We start from the raw sequence: 17473 nt of genomic DNA on the forward strand, positions 1-17473 counted from the left end.
GACGCAGTATGCTTGCCCCCGTACACAACACTTTGATCCACGCCGAATCATGGAATCCGAGTTCGCCGACATCAATCTTTCGGCCGTCGCCGGCGCCATCGCCGATCCGGCGCGGGCCCGCATGCTGTGCCAACTGCTCGATGGCCGCGCCCGCACCGCCACCGAGCTGGCGGCCGCCGCCGACATCGGCGCGTCCACGGCCAGCAGCCATTTCCAGCGGCTGCGCGAACAGGGTCTGGTGGCGCAGGCGGCGCAAGGCAAGCACCGCTACTACCGGCTGGCCAACGCCGACGTGGCGCGGGCGCTGGAGGCGTTGCTGGTGGTGGCGGGCGCCGAACGCGCGCCGTTCCAGCCCAACACGCCGTCGGCCTTGCGCGAGGCGCGTACCTGCTATGACCACATGGCCGGCACGCTGGCGGTGCGCATCCACGATGCGATGCTGGCGCGCCAGTGGCTGGCGGCCGATGGCCGCGATTATGCGTTGACGCCGCTGGGCGAGGCGTCGCTGGCGCAGGTCGGGGTGGACGCGGCGCGGGCGCGCCAGCGCCGCCGCCGTTTCGCCTGCCCGTGCCTGGACTGGAGCGAGCGCCGTTCGCACCTGGGCGGCGCGCTGGGCGCCGCCTTGCTGGAGGCGCTTTTGCAACGTGGCTGGGTCGACAAGGACCTGGATTCGCGCGCGCTGTCCGTCACCCGCAAGGGCGCGCGGCAGTTTCCCGCGTTTTTCGGCATGCCCGGGGAGGCGGCCGCCGACGCGGTGGACTGGAACCTGAAGGGCGGCCACGCCGCCTAGCGTTCCCCGGCCGGGGCTCGCCCGGCTTCATGCGCTTTCCCTCGAATTCGCTTTCGCGCTCCCGCGGACCGGCAGGCCGCGGGCGCTCATCTTTTTTTCATCGGGCATTTGCCCTGTACAGGAGGTGGCCTTGCCTACGCTGGCCCTGCACGTTCTCCGCCGCGCCTTGCCTTGCGTGACGGAATTGCGCATCGACGTCAACCACGGCCCGCGCGAAGTGGAAGCCGAACTCGATGCCATCCACGACCGCATGAACCGACCCTCGGATCGCCTGCATGGATTGCCGGAGGTTCAAACCGAGATTCCTGGCCTGGTGCTTCGCTACCGCGAAGCCGACGGCGAGTATTACGTGTATGTGGTGGACGCGCGGCGCGGCCGGCTGGCGGGCTATACGGTGTTCAACCGTCTGATCGAAGTGGGCCGGCGCGCCGATCCGTACGTGCGCGCGCCGCATTCGAAATACGCCGCGCCTTATCAGGGCATGGGGCTGGCCACGGCGGTCTACCGCTGGGGCCTGGAGGCGGGCCTGTGCCTCATGAGCGGGGCGCGCCAGTCGGTGGGCGCGCATCGCCTGTGGCTGGGCCTGGCGCGGGATTATCCGCTGGGCTACGTCGACCTGCGGCGCAAGCGGCTGACCTATCTCGGCGCGGCCGTCACGCCCGCGGTGCTGGGCGACCTGCACACCCGCATGCTGCTGCTGGGCCGGGGCTGGGCCCTGCCGGACTACCTGCGCGCCACCGGCATGCAGGTGGCCGAAAGTGCGCTTTCGCAACAGCCCTAGGGGAAATCCCCGGGACGGATCGGCGCGGCCCGCCATGGATGGCTCGTCATCCGTCCGCGAGCCGCGCCGCGCCTGCCTGTCGGCGCCGCGGCCGGCCCCGCCAGGGAAACGGGGACGCAATTTCCGCATTGCAACAGTGTTTCCATTGGCAGTCGGCGTTACAAAACATATCCAAACTGTCATGGACAGCCGGGGTATGCTGGATCGCAGAAAGAGGGCATCCGAAGTGCATCAGAACAACTTGATCTACAAGGGATACCGGCTGACGGCCAAGGTTTCCCGGGGCGCCGGCGCTGAAGTCCAGGCGCTGCCCAGCGGCCCCGTCTTCATCGCATCGATCATGGTGGTCCAGGCGGGCGCCGTGCAGGAAGGCGGCGATGAATACCCTGTGCCACGTTTTGCCGAGGGCGGCTTCGTCTACAGCCCGCGCGAGGCGGTGCACGCCGCCATCCTGCATGGCCGCGAGATCGTCGACGGCCTGACTCACATGGCGTCCTGAGCGCCGCGGCGTCGCGCGCTTATTCGGCGGCGAACACCGCTTTCCAGTCGCGCGTCTTGGCCAGCGTCAGCACGCTGGCCGACTGTTCGAGGATGGCCACGGCCTTCTTCAATTCCTCGGCCGAGGCGCCGTCTTCCAGGATCACCATGCGCGAGTTGCGCGCATCGGCCATTTTCACGTCCGACATCTTGCCGTGGGTCTGGTAGACCTGCGTCCAGTCCATCTTCTTGCCGGCCTTGAGGGCGATCGGTTCGATATAGGTCAGCGCGGTGCTGCTGGCGGCGCGCACGGCGAAGGCGAAGTCGGCGGTATGGCCGCTGCTGCCCTTGGCGCGCGCGCCCTTGACCATGCGGTTGGGGCCGACACCGGCCGCCAGCGCCCGGCCGACCTGGGCGCGGAACCGCAATTGGCTGAAGCGCGGCATCCACTTGGCGCACTGGAACGACAGCGCCATGGCCAGCTTGACCGCGTCCCACAGCGCTTCCTGCAATTGCTCGTTGGGGCCGGTGGCGACGATGGCGCCCGACTTGTCGAAATGCGCCAGGCTCACGCCCGGCGTTTCGTTGAGGATGTCGATGCGCTTGGGCGCCAGGTCGATGCCATAGCTGGAGGCGTGCATCGCCGTTTCACAGGCGTCGGTGAGGTAGAAGGTGGCGTCGTCCGGATGGGCGATGAAAAATGCGGCGTGCTGGCCGTCCAGGCCCAGCGTCATCGGCGCGATCGCGCGGACGGCGTGTTCGCCCGCCGGCAGGACGGTCCAGCCGGCGGCTTCGAGGAAATTGCTCATAGGATCAGTTCGATTTGTCGGCCCTTGAGGGGATGCGCGAAACCGCCGGTCAGGGTCAGGTTGGCCCTCGGCAGGAAATACTGCATCAGCTCGGCGATGGTGTGCAGGGCGGGCACGACGGGTTCGGCATAGCCTTCGCCTTCGTCCACCCAGAGGTGGGCATGGCTGCGGTCCGCCAGCGGCTTGCGGTAGTGCGGGCGGCCCGCGCCCACCAGACTGGTGTGGAAGGCGTCGTCGGTATCGACGCCGAAGACCCGGTGCGGGCCGACGAACAGGCTGGCACAGAAGGCTTCGGCCAGGAAGATCGTGGCCTGGCCGTGCACGTCGGTGCGGGCGCCGCGGTAGGTGGCGCGGAAGATCACGTCGTCGCGCACTTCGCCCTTGATGCGGCAGGGGCTGGCGAACTCCATCCACTGGGGGCTGAGCGCGGCCGGCTTGGGGGTCCAGGTGACCGGTTTGACGGTTTCCTTGGGCTCCGCAAGGATCTCTTGCACCTCATCAGGGGTGATTAACGGTTCGAACTTGTTGGCCATGGAACGGATCTAGAGTCTGGAAATGCACCGCCGGGCCGCCCAGCGGAAAAGCCCCCTCGCGGGGGCTCTGACGCGCGCCGCCTGATGGGCGCGGGGGCGTAATCTTACAAGATGAAGAGGGGGCCGGCCTGTTGACTGGATGGATATACAGGGCTGGCGGCCGGCGCGCCGCCAGGCCAGGCTACAGCGCGCTGGCGGCGAAGGTATCGCATTGCTTGAGGCTGCCGCTTTCCAGGCCGCGCTTGAACCAGCGCACGCGCTGCGCCGAGGAGCCATGGGTGAAGGTGTCGGGCACCACATAGCCCTGGCTCTGTTTCTGCAGCCGGTCATCGCCGATGGCGGTGGCGGCGGCCAGCGCTTCCTCGACGTCGCCGCTTTCGAGGATGTTGCGGGCGGCGTTGGCGCGCTGCGCCCACAGGCCGGCGAAGCAGTCGGCCTGCAGTTCCATGCGCACCGACAGGGCGTTGGCCTGCGCGGGGTTGCGCCGGCGCAGGTTGTCGACCTGGTCGGAGATGCCCAGCAGGTGTTGCACGTGGTGGCCGACCTCGTGCGCGATGACGTAGGCCTGGGCGAAATCGCCGGGGGCCTTGAAGCGGTTCTGCAATTCGTCGAAGAACGCCAGGTCGATGTAGACCTTGCTGTCGCCGGGGCAGTAGAACGGGCCCATGGCGGCCTGGCCGGTGCCACAGGCGGTGGGCGTGGCGCCGCGGAACAGCACCAGCTTGGGCGGCACGTACTGGCGGTTCAGGTCTTTCTGGAAGAGGGCGCTCCAGGTGTCCTCGGTTTCGCCCAGCACCTTGGACACGAAGCGCGCCTGCGGGTCGTTGGCGGGCGGCCGCGCGGCCGGGCCCGGTTGCTGCTGCGCGGGCGGGCCTTCGGCCATCTGCAGCACGACGCTGGGGTCGACGCCGAAATACATGGCCACCAGGGCCAGCACGATGGTGCCGATGCCGATGGTGCCACGGCCGCCGATGCGCGGCCCGCCGGCGCGGCGGTCTTCCACGTTGTCGCTTTCGCGGGAATCATCCAGGCGCATACTGTGTCTCCGGGCGGGCCGGCAAGGCCGCCATGTGTTGCCAGTGCCGCGATGGTGAAGCGGCCTTCAAGAGTGTTAGGATAAACCCATGGCTCTCCATTTAGATATCCACCCCGCGAATCCCCAACCGCGCCTGCTCAAGCAGGCCGCCCAATGGCTGAACGACGGGGGCCTGGTGGCGGTGCCCACCGATTCCAGCTATGCGGTGGTCGCGCGCCTGGACGACAAGAACGCGGCCGACGGCCTGCGCCGCCTGCGCGGCCTGGACGAACGCCATCACCTGACGCTGCTGTGCCGCGACCTGGCCGAGATCGGCCACTTCGCGCGCGTCGACAACCGCCAGTACCGGCTGCTCAAGGCCGCCACGCCGGGGCCTTGGACCTTCATCCTGGAAGCCACCAAGGAAGTGCCGCGGCGCGTCTCGCATCCGTCGCGCAAGACCATCGGCATCCGCGTGCCGGATCACGCCGTCATGCTCGGCCTGCTGGAGCAGATGGGCGCGCCGCTGCTGTCCACCACCCTGATCCCGAAGGGCGAGGACGAGGCCCTGAACGACGCCGAGGCCATCCGCGAGCGCTACGACCACGACCTGGCCGCCATCATCGACGCCGGCGCCTGCCCGCATTCGCCGACCACGGTGATCGACCTGACCAGCGACGAGCCGGTGGTGGTGCGCGTGGGCCGTGGCGATCCGGCCACGCTGGGCCTGGCCTGAGACGGCCGGTCACGCGGCTCCTCTACAATCCGGTTCGCCATGAATGACATCATCCAGACCATCGCGGTTTACGCGATACCGGTTATCTTTGCCATCACGCTGCATGAGGCCGCGCACGGCTATGTGGCGCGCCTGTTCGGCGACCCGACCGCCTACCAGGCCGGCCGCGTCAGCCTGAATCCGGCGCGCCACATCGACCCGATCGGCACGCTGCTGGTGCCGGCCGTGATCCTGCTGACGTCCAAGCTGCTCGGCAGCCCGGGCATGCTGTTCGGCTGGGCCAAGCCGGTGCCGGTGGATTTCGGCCGCCTGCGCCGGCCCAAGAAAGACATGCTGTGGGTGGCGCTGGCCGGGCCCGCCGCCAACCTGCTGATGGCCATCCTGTGGGTGTTTTCGCTGCGCCTGTTCCTGGAAACCGGCATGCAGGAGAGCTTCTGGTTCGAGATGGCGATGGCCGGGGTGCAGGTCAACCTGGTGTTGATGGCGCTGAACCTGCTGCCGATTCCGCCGCTGGATGGGGGACGCATCCTTTTCAGCCTGCTGCCCAACCGCCTGGCCTGGCAGTATTCGAAAATCGAGCCGTATGGCCTGGTGATCGTGGTGGTGCTGCTGGTGACCGACGTGCTCTGGATATTGATGCGTCCGGTAATGGCTTTGGGGACGACGATCGTCCAGTGGTTTCTGTAGGAATTTGGCCAATATCCGTTAAACTCAGCGGTTTCACTGATTCTGGCCCTGGGGCATCCCGCCGTGGGGCTTTGGAGCCCCTCATTTATGGCATCCCCTGCAACCGCCGCAGGCGTTAATTTCCAGGGCAGCATGGTGGCCCTCGTGACCCCGATGCAGCCCGACGGCAGCCTGGACTACGCTGCCTACCGGTCGTTGATCGACTGGCATATCCAGGAAGGAACCGATGCGCTGGTGGTGGTGGGCACCACCGGGGAGTCGCCGACGGTCTCCATGGAAGAACACGCGGAACTGATCCGCGTGGCGGTCGAGCATGCGGCGGGCCGCATCCCGGTCATCGCCGGCGTGGGCGCCAACTCCACCGATGAAGCCATCCACCTCACGCGCCACGCCAAGGCGGTGGGCGCGCAGGCCGGCCTGTCGGTGGTGCCGTACTACAACAAGCCGTCGCAGGAAGGCCTGTACCGCCACTTCCGCGCCATCGCGGAAGCCGTGGACCTGCCGACCATCCTGTACAACGTGCCGGGCCGCACCGTGGCCGACATGAGCAACGATACCGTGCTGCGCCTGGCGCAGGTGCCGGGCATCATCGGCATCAAGGACGCCACCGGCGACATCGCCCGCGGCGGCCTGCTGCTGCGCGAGGCGCCGGCCAGCTTCCAGGTGTTCAGCGGCGACGATCCCACCGCCGCCGCCCTGATCCTGCTGGGCGCGCGCGGCAATATTTCCGTCACCGCCAACGTCGCGCCCAAGCTGATGCGCGACTTGTGCGCCGCCGCCCTGGCGGGCAATGTGCCGAAGGTGCGTGAACTTAATGCGCACCTGGCCCGTCTGAACAAGGCTTTGTTCGTTGAAGCCAATCCTATTCCCGTCAAGTGGGCGCTGGCCGAAATGGGCCGCACCGCACTGGGCTACCGGTTGCCGCTGGTGGAACTGGGCGCGCAGCACCACGAAACGGTGCGTCGCGCGCTCCAGGAAACGGGCCTGCTCTAAATATCGTGAGGATACGTATGAACAAGCGTCATGCCGGTATGTCGGCATTGATGTCTCTGGTGTTGTTGGCCGGCTGCAGCGAGGTCAACCAATTCCTGGGCAATGAAGAGTCCGTCAATTACAAAAGCGCCGTCAACCAACGTGGCGAGCCGCTGAGCATCCCGCCCGACCTGACCCAGGCCGCCAGCGATCCGCGCTATCGCGCGCCGGCCTCGGGCTCGACCACCTATTCGCAGTTCCAGCAGCAGGGCCAGGCGCAAGCCAGCGCGCCCAAAAACAGCAATGTGCTGCCCAACCGCCAGGACATGCGCGTCGAGCGCGACGGCGACCTGCGCTGGCTGGTGGTCGATCGCGCGCCCGAGGACGTGTTCCCGCGCCTGGTCGACTTCTGGACCGAAAACGGCTTCACCGTCGCCAGCAACAATCCGGCCGCCGGCCTGATCGAGACCGACTGGGCGGAAAACCGCGCCAAGATCCCGGAAAGCTGGCTGCGCCAGGCCCTGGGCGCCGTGCTGGAGCAGGCCTGGGACAGCGGCGAGCGCGAGAAATTCCGCACCCGCGTCGAACGCGTCAACGGCCACACCGAAATCTACGTCAGCCACCGCCAGATGCTCGAAAAGCGCGTCGGCGGCGACGGCTCGCAAGTGCAGTGGCAGAACGGCAAGGAAGACCCGGGCCTGAACGCCGCCATGCTGGCGCGCATGATGGTCTACCTGGGCACCGACGTCGACAACGCCCGCAAGCTGGTGCAGCAGGCCGAGGCCGCGCCGCAAAAGCCCGCGGTGCAGCAGGATGTGCGCGCGCAGGGCGCCCAGTTGATCGTCAGCGAATCGTTCGACCGCGCCTGGCGCCGTGTCGGCGTGGCGCTCGATGGCGGCGGCTTCTCGGTCGAGGACCGCGACCGCTCGGCCGGCGACTACTACGTGCGCTACTTCGACACCGACACTGGCGAGAAGATCGACCAGCCGGGCTTCTTCAGCCGCATGTTCTCGGGCGACAAGAAGGCCGAGGCGCCGCAGTACCGCATCCACCTGAGCGCCAGCGGCGACCAGACCAGCGTGACGGTGCTCGATGCCAAGGGCCAACGCGACAACAGCGCCACCGCCCAGCGCCTGCTGAGCGTGCTGAAAGACAAGATGTGATGCATCGTCCCGGCGGGCCGCTCAACGCCCGCATGGACCCGGAAAAGGCCCCTTGCGGGCCTTTTTCTTTGGGCGCGTATCCCGGGCGGCGGCGGGGCCGCGAACGTGGCGGCATGGCGCGCGCAAAGCAAAACCCCGGCTGTCTGCCGGGGTTTTGCTTTGCTTGATCAGCGCGGGGGTTATTCGCTGATCAGGATGCGGGCGTGGTCGAGCCGCCGGGGGTGTTCGAGCCGCCGCCCGGCGTGGTGCCAGGCGTGGGGGCCGGCGCCGGCGAGGTGGCCGGCGGCGTGCCCGTGGGAGCCGGGGCGCTGGCGCCCGGGGTGGGGTTGGTCGCGGGCGCCGGGGCATCTTCCTTCTTGTTGCACGCGCTGAGCGAGACCGCCAGCACCGACGCAATAATCAAGGTTTTGCTCATCATTTTTGGACTCCTGTAGATGACGACTCTTGAAACCCCGTCAGGGGAAACCAGGATCCAGGCTACAGGAACCCGTCGGCGTTGCGAGTGTGAAAGTTAAAAAGGTCGCATCCCAACGGCAACAAACCTTTCCGCGCGGTGTGATGTCTTGCTTTATGTGACCCTGCGCATAGACCTCATTGCGTTCTGTGCAAGTTGGATACGCGCAGGTGTCCGGATACTACGATTCGACGTAATGGATCCAGCCCGAATCGAGCCAGTCGGCCAGGCATGCGCGCGCCTCGTCGGACAGGCGCGCGCAGGCCGGATCGGCGCAGTCGAGGCTGCGCGCGTCGGCCAGCTTGCGCAGCGCGGGCGCGGCCGGCGTCATGGCGGTTTCGCCGTTGATGAAGAGCTGCTTGCCGCGATAGAGCATGCGGCTGCGGCGGTCCAGCACCAGCTTGCCGCGGGCGGGCCAGTCTTCTTCCAGGTCCACGTCCAGGCCCTCGGGGCCGTCGAACACGCTGAGGTTGCTGGGCTCGGTCAGCCAGCAGCCCAGGAAGCGCGCGGCCAGCGCGTCGTCGAAGCGCAGCTTGCTGACCGTTTCCAGCGTGGCTTGGACCAGCGCGTCCGGCACCTGCGCCGGCGTGGCCACGGCGGCCTGCGCGGGATCGCGGTAGACGGCCGACAGCCGGGGGCCGGGCAGCGCCGGTTCGCCGTAGGGGCCGCCCAGCAGGCCGACGCGCGCCATCACCTGGTCGGCGGCGGCTTCGAGCAGGCCGCGCGCCAGCGTGGCCTGCGTGGGGGCGCGGAAACCGATGGAGATGGTCATGCAGCCGTCGCCCGCGGCGATGCCGTCGTGCGCGGCCTGCGGCGGCAGGTAGAGCATGTCGCCGGGCGCCAGCACGGCCTGTTGCTCGGGCTGGAAATGGCTGAGGATCTTGAGCGGCAGGCCGGGTTCGAGCGACAGGTCTTTCTGGCGCCCATAGCGCCATTCGCGCTCGCCGGCGGCCTGCAGCAGGAAGACGTCGTAGCTGTCGAAGTGCGGGCCGACGCCGCCGCCGTGGCTGGCGATGCTGATCATCACGTCATCGAGCCGCGCGTCGGGGATGAAGCGGAACTGCTGCATCAGCTCGGCCGCGGCGTCGCTGTGCAGGTCGACGCTTTGCACCAGCAGGGTCCAGTCGCCTTCGTTGTCCTTGGGCAGGCGGGCGAAGGGGCCGTTTTCCATTTGCCATGCGCCGTTCTCGCGCCAGATCAGGCGCGATTCGACGTCGTCGCGACGCGCCAGCTTCTTGATCGCGGCGATCGTCACCGGGGGCTTGAAGTTCGGGATGGCCTGGCGGATCAGCAGCGGCTTTTTCTGCCAGTAGCGGCGCATGAAGTCGTTGGGGCTCTGGTTGCCCAGCAGCGGCAGGGGATGGTCGAGGTTCATTGCAGGTGCTTCTTCAGGCGGTAGAGGGCGTCCAGCGCTTCGCGCGGGGTCAGGCTGTCGGGGTCGATGGTGGCGAGTTCCTCGCGCAGCGTGTCCAGCGCCTCGATGGCGTCGGCGCGGTCGGCGGCGGCGCAGGCCTGCGCGTCGGCGTCGGCCGCGGCCGAGAACAGGCCCAGTTGCGGCGTGGGCGCGCCTTGCGCTTCGAGCCGTTCGAGTTCGCGGCTGGCCTGGCGGATCACGGCGGCGGGCACGCCGGCGCGCTGCGCCACCTGGATGCCGTAGCTGCGGCTGGCCGGGCCTTCGCGCACTTCGTGCAGGAATACGATGCCGCCGGCCGATTCGGCGGCGGCCAGGTGGACGTTGGCGGCGGCCGGCTGCTCGGCCGGCAGGCGCGTCAGTTCGAAGTAGTGGGTGGCGAACAGCGTCAGGGCGCGGTTGTGCGCCAACAGGCGGCAGGCGATGGCCCAGGCCAGCGCCAGGCCGTCGTAGGTGGAGGTGCCGCGGCCGATCTCGTCCATCAGCACCAGGCTGTTGGGCGTGCTGGCCGCGAGGATGGCGGCGGCCTCGGTCATCTCCATCATGAAGGTCGAGCGTCCGCCGGCCAGATCGTCGGCGGCGCCGATGCGGGTGAAGATGCGGTCGATGCGGCCGATGCGGGCGCGCGCGGCCGGCACGAAGCTGCCGATGCGCGCCAGCAGCACGATCAGCGCCACCTGGCGCATGTAGGTCGATTTACCGCCCATGTTGGGGCCGGTGATGAGCAGCATGCGGCGCGCCGGATCGAGCCGGCAGCCGTTGGGCGTGAAGCGTTCGATGGCCTGCTCGACCACCGGATGGCGGCCGGCGTCGATGTCGATGTCGGCCTGCTCGGACAGTTCGGGGGCGACCCAGTCGTGGCGCCGCGCGTGTTCGGCCAATGCGGCCAGCGTGTCCAGCTCGGCCAGCGCGCCGGCGCAGTCGGACAGCGGGCGCACGTGCTCGGCCAGCACGTCCAGCAGTTGCTCGAACAGCCATTTCTCGCGCGCCAGCGAGCGGTCCTGCGCCGACAGCACCTTGTCTTCCCAGGTCTTGAGTTCCGGGGTGATGTAGCGTTCGGCGTTCTTGAGCGTCTGGCGGCGGCGGTAGTCTTCCGGCACCTTGGCGGTCTGGCCCTTGGTGACTTCGATGTAGAAGCCGTGCACGCGGTTGAATTCGACGCGCAGGTTGCTGATGCCGGTGCGCTCGCGTTCGCGCGTTTCCAGTTGCACCAGGAAGTCGCCGCCGTCGGCGGCCAGGGCGCGCAGCTCGTCGAGTTCGGCGTCAAAGCCGGCGGCCAGCACGCCGCCGTCGCGGATCGCCACGGCCGGTTCGGCGGCGATGGCGCGCGCCAGCAGGGCGGCCAGCGCCGGGTCCACCGACAGGTGTGAGATCAGGTCGTTCAGGCGCGTCGAAGCGGCCATCGGCGCGACCAGGTCGCGCAGCGCGGGCAGGGCGGCCAGCGCGTCGCGCAGGCTGGCCAGTTCACGCGGGCGCACCGAGCGCAGCGCCAGCCGCGCGGCGATGCGTTCGATGTCGGGGAAGGCATTGAGCGCGCCGCGCAGCGTTTCCAGCAGGCCGGCGGAACCGAAGGTCTGCTCGACGTCCATGCGGCCGGCCAGCAGCGTCGAGATGGCCTGCTGGCGGGCCTGGGCCGGCGGATTGTCGCGCAGCGGGTGGTGCAGCCAGCGGCGCAGCAGGCGGCTGCCCATCGGCGTGCGGCAGCCGTCCAGCAGCGAGAACAGCGTGGGCGCATCTTCGCCCGACAGCGTCTGCGTCAGTTCGAGGTTGCGGCGCGTGACGGGGTCGAGCAGCACGAACTGGCCGGGGCGCTCGGCCGACAGGCTCTGCACGTGCGCCAGCGCCTGCGACTGAGTGCGGGCGGCGTAGCGCAGCAGCGCGCCGGCGGCGCAGATGCCGGCCGGCATGTCCTCGATGTCGAAGCCCGCCAGCGTGTCGGTTTTGAAGTGCGCCAGCAGGTGGGCGCGGGCGCCGTCGCTTTCGAAGTGCCAGTCCGGCACGCGCGAGCGGGCGCCCTCGAACGCGAAGTCGAACTCGGCGCTGTCGGCGCAGACGATCTCGGCCGGCGCGATGCGGTGCAGTTCGGATTCGAGCTGCGCTGGCGCGCATTCGGTGACGCGGAAGTCGCCGCTGGCCAGGTTCAGCCAGGCCAGCCCGGCGCGCGGGGCGCGGGCATTGCCGCTGACGAACACGGCGGCCAGCGCGCGGTCGGCCTTGGCCGGCAGCAGCGCGTCGTCGGTCAGCGTGCCGGGCGTGACGATGCGCACGATGCGGCGCTCGACCGGGCCCTTGGAGGCGGCCGGGTCGCCGATCTGTTCGCAGATGGCGACGGACTCGCCCATCGCCACCAGGCGCGCCAGGTACTGCTCCATCGCATGCACCGGCAGCCCGGCCATGGGGATGGGCGTGCCGTTGGACGAGCCGCGCTTGGTCAGCGTCAGGTTGAGCAGCCGCGCGCCGCGCTCGGCGTCTTCGTAGAACATTTCATAGAAGTCGCCCATGCGGTAGAACAGCAGCAAGGGGCCGGCCTCCGCTTTCAAGCGGAGGTATTGCTGCATCATGGGGGTGTGGCCGGCGTGGGCCTCGGCGGCGGTGGTCTGTGTTGCGGAATTCATGCCCGTGATTGTATCGGGCCGAGGCGGGGCGGGGGAGCGGAGGCGGAGGGGGGCGCGGCGTCGCCCGGTCGGGTTGCCTGGCGCGGGAACTTTCAGGCCAGGAAGGGCAGCAGGACGATGCCGTGGACCAGCACGAAAATGCCGACGAGGCTCATGGAACCGCGCGTCTCAATACAACGTGCTGGCGACCCGCGCCGGCAGGTCGCGGTCGTAGGCCGCGCCGTCGAAGGTGCCGGCGCTCAGGTCGGACAGCATGCGGCCGACGCTGGGCAGCGCGGTGCGCGGGATCTGGGTGGCGGGGTCCCACAGACGCGAGCGCAGCAGGGCGCGCGAGCACTGGAAATAGACCGTCTGCACATCGACGATCAGAACCGAACGCGGCTGCTTGCCGTCCATCTCGAAGCGTTGCAGCAGCGCCGGGTCGACGCTGATGCGCGCGGTGCCGTTCACGCGCAGCGTCTCGTTGACGCCGGGCACCAGGAACAGCAGCGCCACGCGCGGCTCGGCCAGGATGTTGCGCAGGCTGTCGATGCGGTTGTTGCCGCGCCGGTCCGGCAGCAGCAAGGTCTTTTCGTCCTCGACCACGACGAAGCCAGCGGGGTCGCCGCGAGGCGACACATCCAGGCCGCCCGGGCCCGAGGTGGCCAGCGCCGCGAACGGGGCGGCCTCGATGAAGGCGCGGTAGTGCGGATGGACGTGATCCACTTCTTTCTTCAGCGAAGCTTCGCCCGGTTCGCCATACAGGGCTTGCAGGGCGGCGGCGTCGGTAACGAGGTGGGCGGTGTCCAGGGGCATGGCGAAGGCTCGGGGAAAGGGGGGCGGCGGCGGGCTATTGGGCCCGTACCGGCATGCTGCAATCGGAGAAGGATACCTCACGGGTGCCGCCACTTTCCCGCTTGACGTTGCAGCCGCCCGCTTGGGCGAGCACGCGGGATTTCCTGGCGTCGGACAGGCCGTGGGCGGCGTCGACGAGATCGAGCAGGGGCATGCTGGGTGTGGCGGGCCAGGGCCCGCGGCGGGACGGCGGCGCGGGTACGCCCCGGGAAAGGAGAAAAGGCCGGTTCAGGCTTCCTGGCCGTAGCCGAAGGGCCAGCGGCGGCGGGTGGGTTCGGGCTTGGCGGTGTCTTCTTGCATGTTTTTCTCCGTAGGGTGCATTCGGGGGGATTCTATTTCCCGAGATGTAACAGCATTGCAAGGGATCGTTAGCACTCTATCGCTGCGGGCTCGTCAGTCGGGCGCGAACAGCGTGACCTGGCGTTCGAGTGCATATGTGGCGCGATAACTGGCGGGCGTGGCGCCGCGATCGATCAGCAGCAGGCCCTCGCGCTCGGCCGCGGCCAGGACCTCGCGCAGCTTCTGGCCGCCGTCCAGGCCGGTGGCTTCCTGTAGCCGCCGCAAGGGCAGGTAGTCGCCATTCTTGACGCCGGCCAGGCGCGGGAAGGCGCTGAGCCAGATGCTGCGACTGGGCGGGGAGTTGATCAGACTGGTCATGGGGCGGGCTTCCCTGGCGGTCGGATTGCTGTATGGATGAACAGTATATCCGAACGTCGGACTAATCCCCGGTGGCATGTCGCACCGGCACGGAGCCGGGCCGCTGGCACTAGCGCGCGGCCGCCGTATGGGCTAGCAGGCATTGCACCAGCGCGTCGAATACCGTCTTGCAACGCGGGCTGGCGCGCAGGTCTTCGTGCATGGTGATCCAGGTTTCGAGCTGGAATGAGACCTGGTCGGGCAGCACGCGCACCAGTTGCCGGTCGCGGCGGGCCAGCGCCACCTGGCAGACGCCGATGCCGGCGCCGGCGCGGATCAGCGCCAGTTGCGCCAGGTCGCTGTCGGCCCGCAGGGTGAAGCTGTCGCGGCTCCAGGACACCGCCAGGCGCTTGCTGGCGCCGCGCAGGAAGGGCGTTTCGGTGTCGTAGCCGATCAGCGTGTGGCCGGACAGGCCGGCCAGCGTGGCCGGCGTGCCGCAGCGGCGCAGGTAGTCCTTGCGCGCGTACAGACCGATCTCGACATGACCGACGGGGCGCGCGATCAGTTGTTCCTGCTTTGGCGGCGCCATGCGCACGGCGATGTCGGCTTCGCGCAGCAGCAGGTTCTGCACGCGGTTGGTGGGGGCCAGTTCGAGGGTCAGGCGCGGGTGGTCGCGGCGCAGGCGCGCCAGCACCGGCGGCAGCACCTCGATGCCGATGACCTCGCTGGCCGAGATCCGCACGGTGCCGGCCACGCCTGGGCCTTGCGCGGCGGCCGCGCGTTCCAGGGCCGCGGCATGGCTGTGCATGGCTTCGGCGTAGCCGCGCAGCGACAGGGCGGCGTCAGTGGCCAGCAGGCCGGTCTGCGAGCGGGTGAACAGGACCTGGCCCAGGGCCCGTTCGAGCGCCGCGATGTGGCGGCCGACCGTGGGTTGGGTGATGTCGAGCGCGCGCGCGGCGCCGGACAGCGAGCCCTCGGCGAGCACGGCGAGAAAGCTGCGGTAGAGTTCCCAGCCGATCGGTTTGGTCATGCATAAATGTATAGCTGCGATGCGAAGTTCGGCAATTTATTTTGTATGACCGCCGCGCCAGAATGGTCGCCATGGATTCACGGGAGATGAGCATGACGATGATCGAATCGAGCCGGCCGGGCACCGCGCTGGTGCTGGGCGCCACCGGCGGCGTCGGGGGCGAGGCGGCGCGCCAGTTGCGTGACGCCGGCTGGGGCGTGCGCGCGCTGGCGCGCGGGCTGGCGACGGAAATGGCGCAGCGCGATGGCATGACCTGGCTGCGCGGCGATGCCATGAACCGCCAGGACGTGGCGCGGGCGGCGCTGGGGTGCGAGGTGATCGTGCATGCGGTCAATCCGCCCGGCTACCGCCGCTGGGGCGAGTTGGTGCTGCCGATGATCGACAACACCCTTGCGGTGGCGACCGCACAGGGCGCAACGATCGTGCTGCCGGGCACGATCTACAACTACGGGCCGGACGCGTTTGTGTTGCTGCGCGAGACTTCGCCGCAGCACCCGCTGACGCGCAAGGGCGCGATCCGGGTGGAACTCGAACGCCGGCTGCAAGTGGCCAGCGAACGCGGGGCGCGCGCGCTGGTGCTGCGGGCGGGCGATTTCTTCGGCCCGCGCGCCGGCAACAACTGGTTTTCGCAAGGGCTGGTCAAGCCGGGGCGGCCGTTGAAGCGGGTCAGCATGCCGGGGGCGCCGGGCGTGGGGCATCAGTGGAGCTATCTGCCGGACGTGGGGCGGGCGCTGGTCGAGCTGCTGGCGCGGCGCGATGCGCTGGCGCCGTTTGCGGCCTTCCACATGGCGGGGCATTGGGATCCGGACGGCACGCGGATGGCGGCGGCGATCGTGCGGGTGGCGCGCCGCCATGGCCTCGAGCCGCGCGTGGCCGCGTTTCCGTGGGGATTGCTGCGACTGGCGGCGCCGTTCTCGGAGACCTTGCGCGAGTTGCTGGAGATGCGCTACCTGTGGCGCCAGCCGCTGCGCATGGACAACGCGCGCCTGGTCGGTGTGCTGGGCGCCGAACCGCATACGCCGCTGGACGTGGCGGTGGCGGCGACGTTGCGCGGCCTGGGCTGCCTGCCGCCCGCGCTGCCGGCGGCCGCGGCCGTGGCATGAAGCGCGGCCCGGCGCATTCGGCTTGCTGGCGCCGGACCGGGCCATGCACAATGGCGCCACGCGGCCGTTCGCAGAGCCGCGGGAGCGCCCGATGCCCGATTTGCCGTTTTCCGCCACGCTGGATGCCAGCGAACGCGTGACCATTGCCCACGGTTCCCACCGTGCCGAGTTCGCGCCCGGCGGCGGCGGGCGCCTGACGCGGCTGTCGACGGGCGCGCATGACTGGATCGTGCCGCTGGTCGAGACGGATTGGCCGCCGGCGCAATGGCCGCGCGCCGGGTCGTATCCGTTGACGCCCTATTCGAACCGGGTGCGCGACGGCGTGTTCACCTTCGCCGGCGAGCCCCACGCGTTGCAATCGCTGCCGGGGCGGCCGCAGGCGATCCATGGCGGCGGCCTGTACCAGCCCTGGCAGGTGCGTCACCTGGCCGATGACGCGGTCGACCTGGTGCTGCAACAGCCGGCCGGCGTGCTGGGCTGGCCGTGGCCGTATGAGTGCGTGCAGCGCTACCGGCTGGATTCGCGCGGCCTGTCGCTGACGCTGTTGATGATCAACCAGGGCGATGCGCCGATGCCGTTCGGCTGCGGCATCCATCCGTATTTCACCGCCGAGCGGGTGGCGCTGCATGCGCGCCGCGTCTGGCCGACGGATGCGGACGGCCTGCCCGGCGCCAGCCAGACGACCCACGTGCGCGAGCTGGGCCAGTCGGCCGAGGGCTGCGATACCTATCTTTCGCAATGGGGCGGCCGCGCCACGCTGCATTGGCCGGACGGGCATGAATTGGCGCTGCACGCCGATCCGGCTTTCGCGCACCTGGTGGTCTACACGGCGCCGGGCGCGGATTTCCTGTGCGTGGAGCCGGTGACCAACGTGGCCGACGCCTTCAACCTGGCGGCGGCGGGCGAGACGCGCACCGGCCTGCAGGTGCTGGCGCCGGGCGGGCGTTTCAGCGCCACGATGCTGTTGGCGCTGCACGCGCCGAGGGGCGCGCGTTGAGGGGCTGGCAGCGCCCGGCGACTGTCGGCGATAATCCGGCCAAACCCAATCCAGGAGTCGTTACGTGAAAAAGCTCAGCACCGAACAATTGCAGGCGGCCGCCGAAACGCTGCGCCGGGTGCAGGCCAGGCTGGCGCGTTCGGGCAACCTGCCGCTGGAGCCGACCATCTATGCCAGCGCCAAGGGTTTCCGGCGCAATGTGCCCGACTATGTCTGGTCGTGGTTGTCGGGGCTGCTGGCGCCGCACAAGAGCTTGTCGGCGTGGATGGATGCGCATCAGCCGGGCTGGCGCGAGGGCAAGATCCCGGCGGCGGTGGTGTATGCGCGTACCGAGAACGGCTGGTTCGATTGGCTGATCGCCGAACTGGAGGCCGAGATCAACGACCCCCACGCCCGCGCCCGGCGCGACGGGCGCGCCTGAGCGCGGCGC

At 69.2% G+C, this 17473-nt stretch carries 20 protein-coding genes; 10 read left to right on the forward strand and 10 right to left on the reverse strand.

The annotated features are described in order from the left end of the window. Positions 1-49: 49 nt before the first annotated feature. The 3 genes from ACN6O8_RS04000 to ACN6O8_RS04010 all read left to right on the forward strand — a co-directional run bounded on the left by ACN6O8_RS04000 (position 50) and on the right by ACN6O8_RS04010 (position 2070). Positions 50-790 (forward strand): ArsR/SmtB family transcription factor, encoded by a 741-nt coding sequence (locus ACN6O8_RS04000; RefSeq protein WP_427989768.1) that lies wholly within the window; start codon positions 50-52, stop codon positions 788-790. Between the two features lie 130 nt (positions 791-920). Continuing rightward, positions 921-1571: an N-acetyltransferase gene (locus ACN6O8_RS04005; protein ID WP_427989769.1), complete on the forward strand. Its 651-nt coding sequence runs from the start codon at positions 921-923 to the stop codon at positions 1569-1571. Between the two features lie 226 nt (positions 1572-1797). Further along, entirely contained in the window at positions 1798-2070 is a 273-nt protein-coding gene (locus ACN6O8_RS04010; RefSeq protein ID WP_427990160.1) for a hypothetical protein, read from the forward strand. A 19-nt stretch (positions 2071-2089) separates the two neighbouring features. Here the strand turns inward: ACN6O8_RS04010 and ACN6O8_RS04015 are convergent, their stop codons facing one another. From ACN6O8_RS04015 to ypfJ, 3 genes are all read right to left on the reverse strand, one after another. Then, positions 2090-2857, reverse strand: coding sequence for a DUF1828 domain-containing protein (locus ACN6O8_RS04015; protein WP_427989770.1), 768 nt, complete (start codon positions 2855-2857; stop codon positions 2090-2092). Continuing rightward, on the reverse strand, positions 2854-3390 hold the full coding sequence (locus tag ACN6O8_RS04020) for a hypothetical protein (RefSeq protein WP_427989771.1): 537 nt from the start codon (positions 3388-3390) through the stop codon (positions 2854-2856). Before ACN6O8_RS04020 ends, ACN6O8_RS04015 begins: the two co-directional genes overlap by 4 nt. A 181-nt stretch (positions 3391-3571) precedes the next feature. Next, entirely contained in the window at positions 3572-4426 is an 855-nt protein-coding gene (gene ypfJ, locus ACN6O8_RS04025) for a KPN_02809 family neutral zinc metallopeptidase (RefSeq protein WP_427989772.1), read from the reverse strand. Between the two features lie 88 nt (positions 4427-4514). Between ypfJ and ACN6O8_RS04030 the strand changes: the two genes are divergently transcribed. The 4 genes from ACN6O8_RS04030 (at position 4515) to bamC (ending at position 7963) form a co-directional block, all read left to right on the forward strand. After that, a complete protein-coding gene (locus ACN6O8_RS04030) occupies positions 4515-5141 on the forward strand; it encodes an L-threonylcarbamoyladenylate synthase (protein WP_427989773.1) in 627 nt (208 codons plus the stop codon). A gap of 39 nt (positions 5142-5180) precedes the next feature. Further along, a complete protein-coding gene (locus ACN6O8_RS04035) occupies positions 5181-5828 on the forward strand; it encodes a site-2 protease family protein (protein ID WP_427989774.1) in 648 nt (215 codons plus the stop codon). An 87-nt stretch (positions 5829-5915) separates the two neighbouring features. Further along, entirely contained in the window at positions 5916-6821 is a 906-nt protein-coding gene (dapA, locus tag ACN6O8_RS04040; protein ID WP_427989775.1) for a 4-hydroxy-tetrahydrodipicolinate synthase, read from the forward strand. 17 nt (positions 6822-6838) lie between these two features. After that, positions 6839-7963, forward strand: a complete 1125-nt coding sequence (gene bamC, locus ACN6O8_RS04045; RefSeq protein ID WP_427989776.1) for an outer membrane protein assembly factor BamC — start codon at positions 6839-6841, stop codon at positions 7961-7963. A gap of 190 nt (positions 7964-8153) precedes the next feature. On the opposite strand, the gene ACN6O8_RS04050 is transcribed toward bamC, so the two are convergent. The 7 genes from ACN6O8_RS04050 to ACN6O8_RS04080 all read right to left on the reverse strand — a co-directional run bounded on the left by ACN6O8_RS04050 (position 8154) and on the right by ACN6O8_RS04080 (position 14943). Next, positions 8154-8381 (reverse strand): endopeptidase, encoded by a 228-nt coding sequence (locus ACN6O8_RS04050; RefSeq protein WP_427989777.1) that lies wholly within the window; start codon positions 8379-8381, stop codon positions 8154-8156. A 217-nt stretch (positions 8382-8598) separates the two neighbouring features. Beyond that, entirely contained in the window at positions 8599-9792 is a 1194-nt protein-coding gene (locus tag ACN6O8_RS04055; protein WP_427989778.1) for a JmjC domain-containing protein, read from the reverse strand. Continuing rightward, positions 9789-12443, reverse strand: coding sequence for a DNA mismatch repair protein MutS (gene mutS / locus ACN6O8_RS04060; protein WP_427989779.1), 2655 nt, complete (start codon positions 12441-12443; stop codon positions 9789-9791). The genes ACN6O8_RS04055 and mutS overlap by 4 nt, the downstream gene beginning before the upstream one ends. 168 nt (positions 12444-12611) lie before the next feature. Further along, entirely contained in the window at positions 12612-13238 is a 627-nt protein-coding gene (locus ACN6O8_RS04065) for a pyridoxamine 5'-phosphate oxidase family protein (protein ID WP_427989780.1), read from the reverse strand. Positions 13239-13272: 34 nt separating this feature from the next. After that, complete coding sequence (locus ACN6O8_RS04070; protein ID WP_427989781.1) at positions 13273-13431, reverse strand: hypothetical protein; 159 nt, start codon at positions 13429-13431, stop codon at positions 13273-13275. A 239-nt stretch (positions 13432-13670) separates the two neighbouring features. Then, positions 13671-13934 (reverse strand): hypothetical protein, encoded by a 264-nt coding sequence (locus ACN6O8_RS04075; protein WP_427989782.1) that lies wholly within the window; start codon positions 13932-13934, stop codon positions 13671-13673. A 109-nt stretch (positions 13935-14043) separates the two neighbouring features. Further along, positions 14044-14943, reverse strand: a complete 900-nt coding sequence (locus ACN6O8_RS04080; RefSeq protein ID WP_427989783.1) for a LysR family transcriptional regulator — start codon at positions 14941-14943, stop codon at positions 14044-14046. Positions 14944-15029: 86 nt separating this feature from the next. On the opposite strand from ACN6O8_RS04080, the gene ACN6O8_RS04085 reads away from it, so the two are divergent. From ACN6O8_RS04085 to ACN6O8_RS04095, 3 genes are all read left to right on the forward strand, one after another. Then, positions 15030-16046: an NAD-dependent epimerase/dehydratase family protein gene (locus ACN6O8_RS04085; RefSeq protein ID WP_427989784.1), complete on the forward strand. Its 1017-nt coding sequence runs from the start codon at positions 15030-15032 to the stop codon at positions 16044-16046. A gap of 91 nt (positions 16047-16137) precedes the next feature. Beyond that, entirely contained in the window at positions 16138-17043 is a 906-nt protein-coding gene (locus ACN6O8_RS04090) for an aldose 1-epimerase (protein WP_427989785.1), read from the forward strand. 64 nt (positions 17044-17107) lie between these two features. Further along, a complete protein-coding gene (locus ACN6O8_RS04095) occupies positions 17108-17464 on the forward strand; it encodes a hypothetical protein (RefSeq protein WP_427989786.1) in 357 nt (118 codons plus the stop codon). Positions 17465-17473: the final 9 nt, after the last annotated feature.

Origin of the sequence: Achromobacter sp., assembly GCF_050285565.1 — a bacterium.
Lineage (GTDB): Bacteria > Pseudomonadota > Gammaproteobacteria > Burkholderiales > Burkholderiaceae_B > Achromobacter.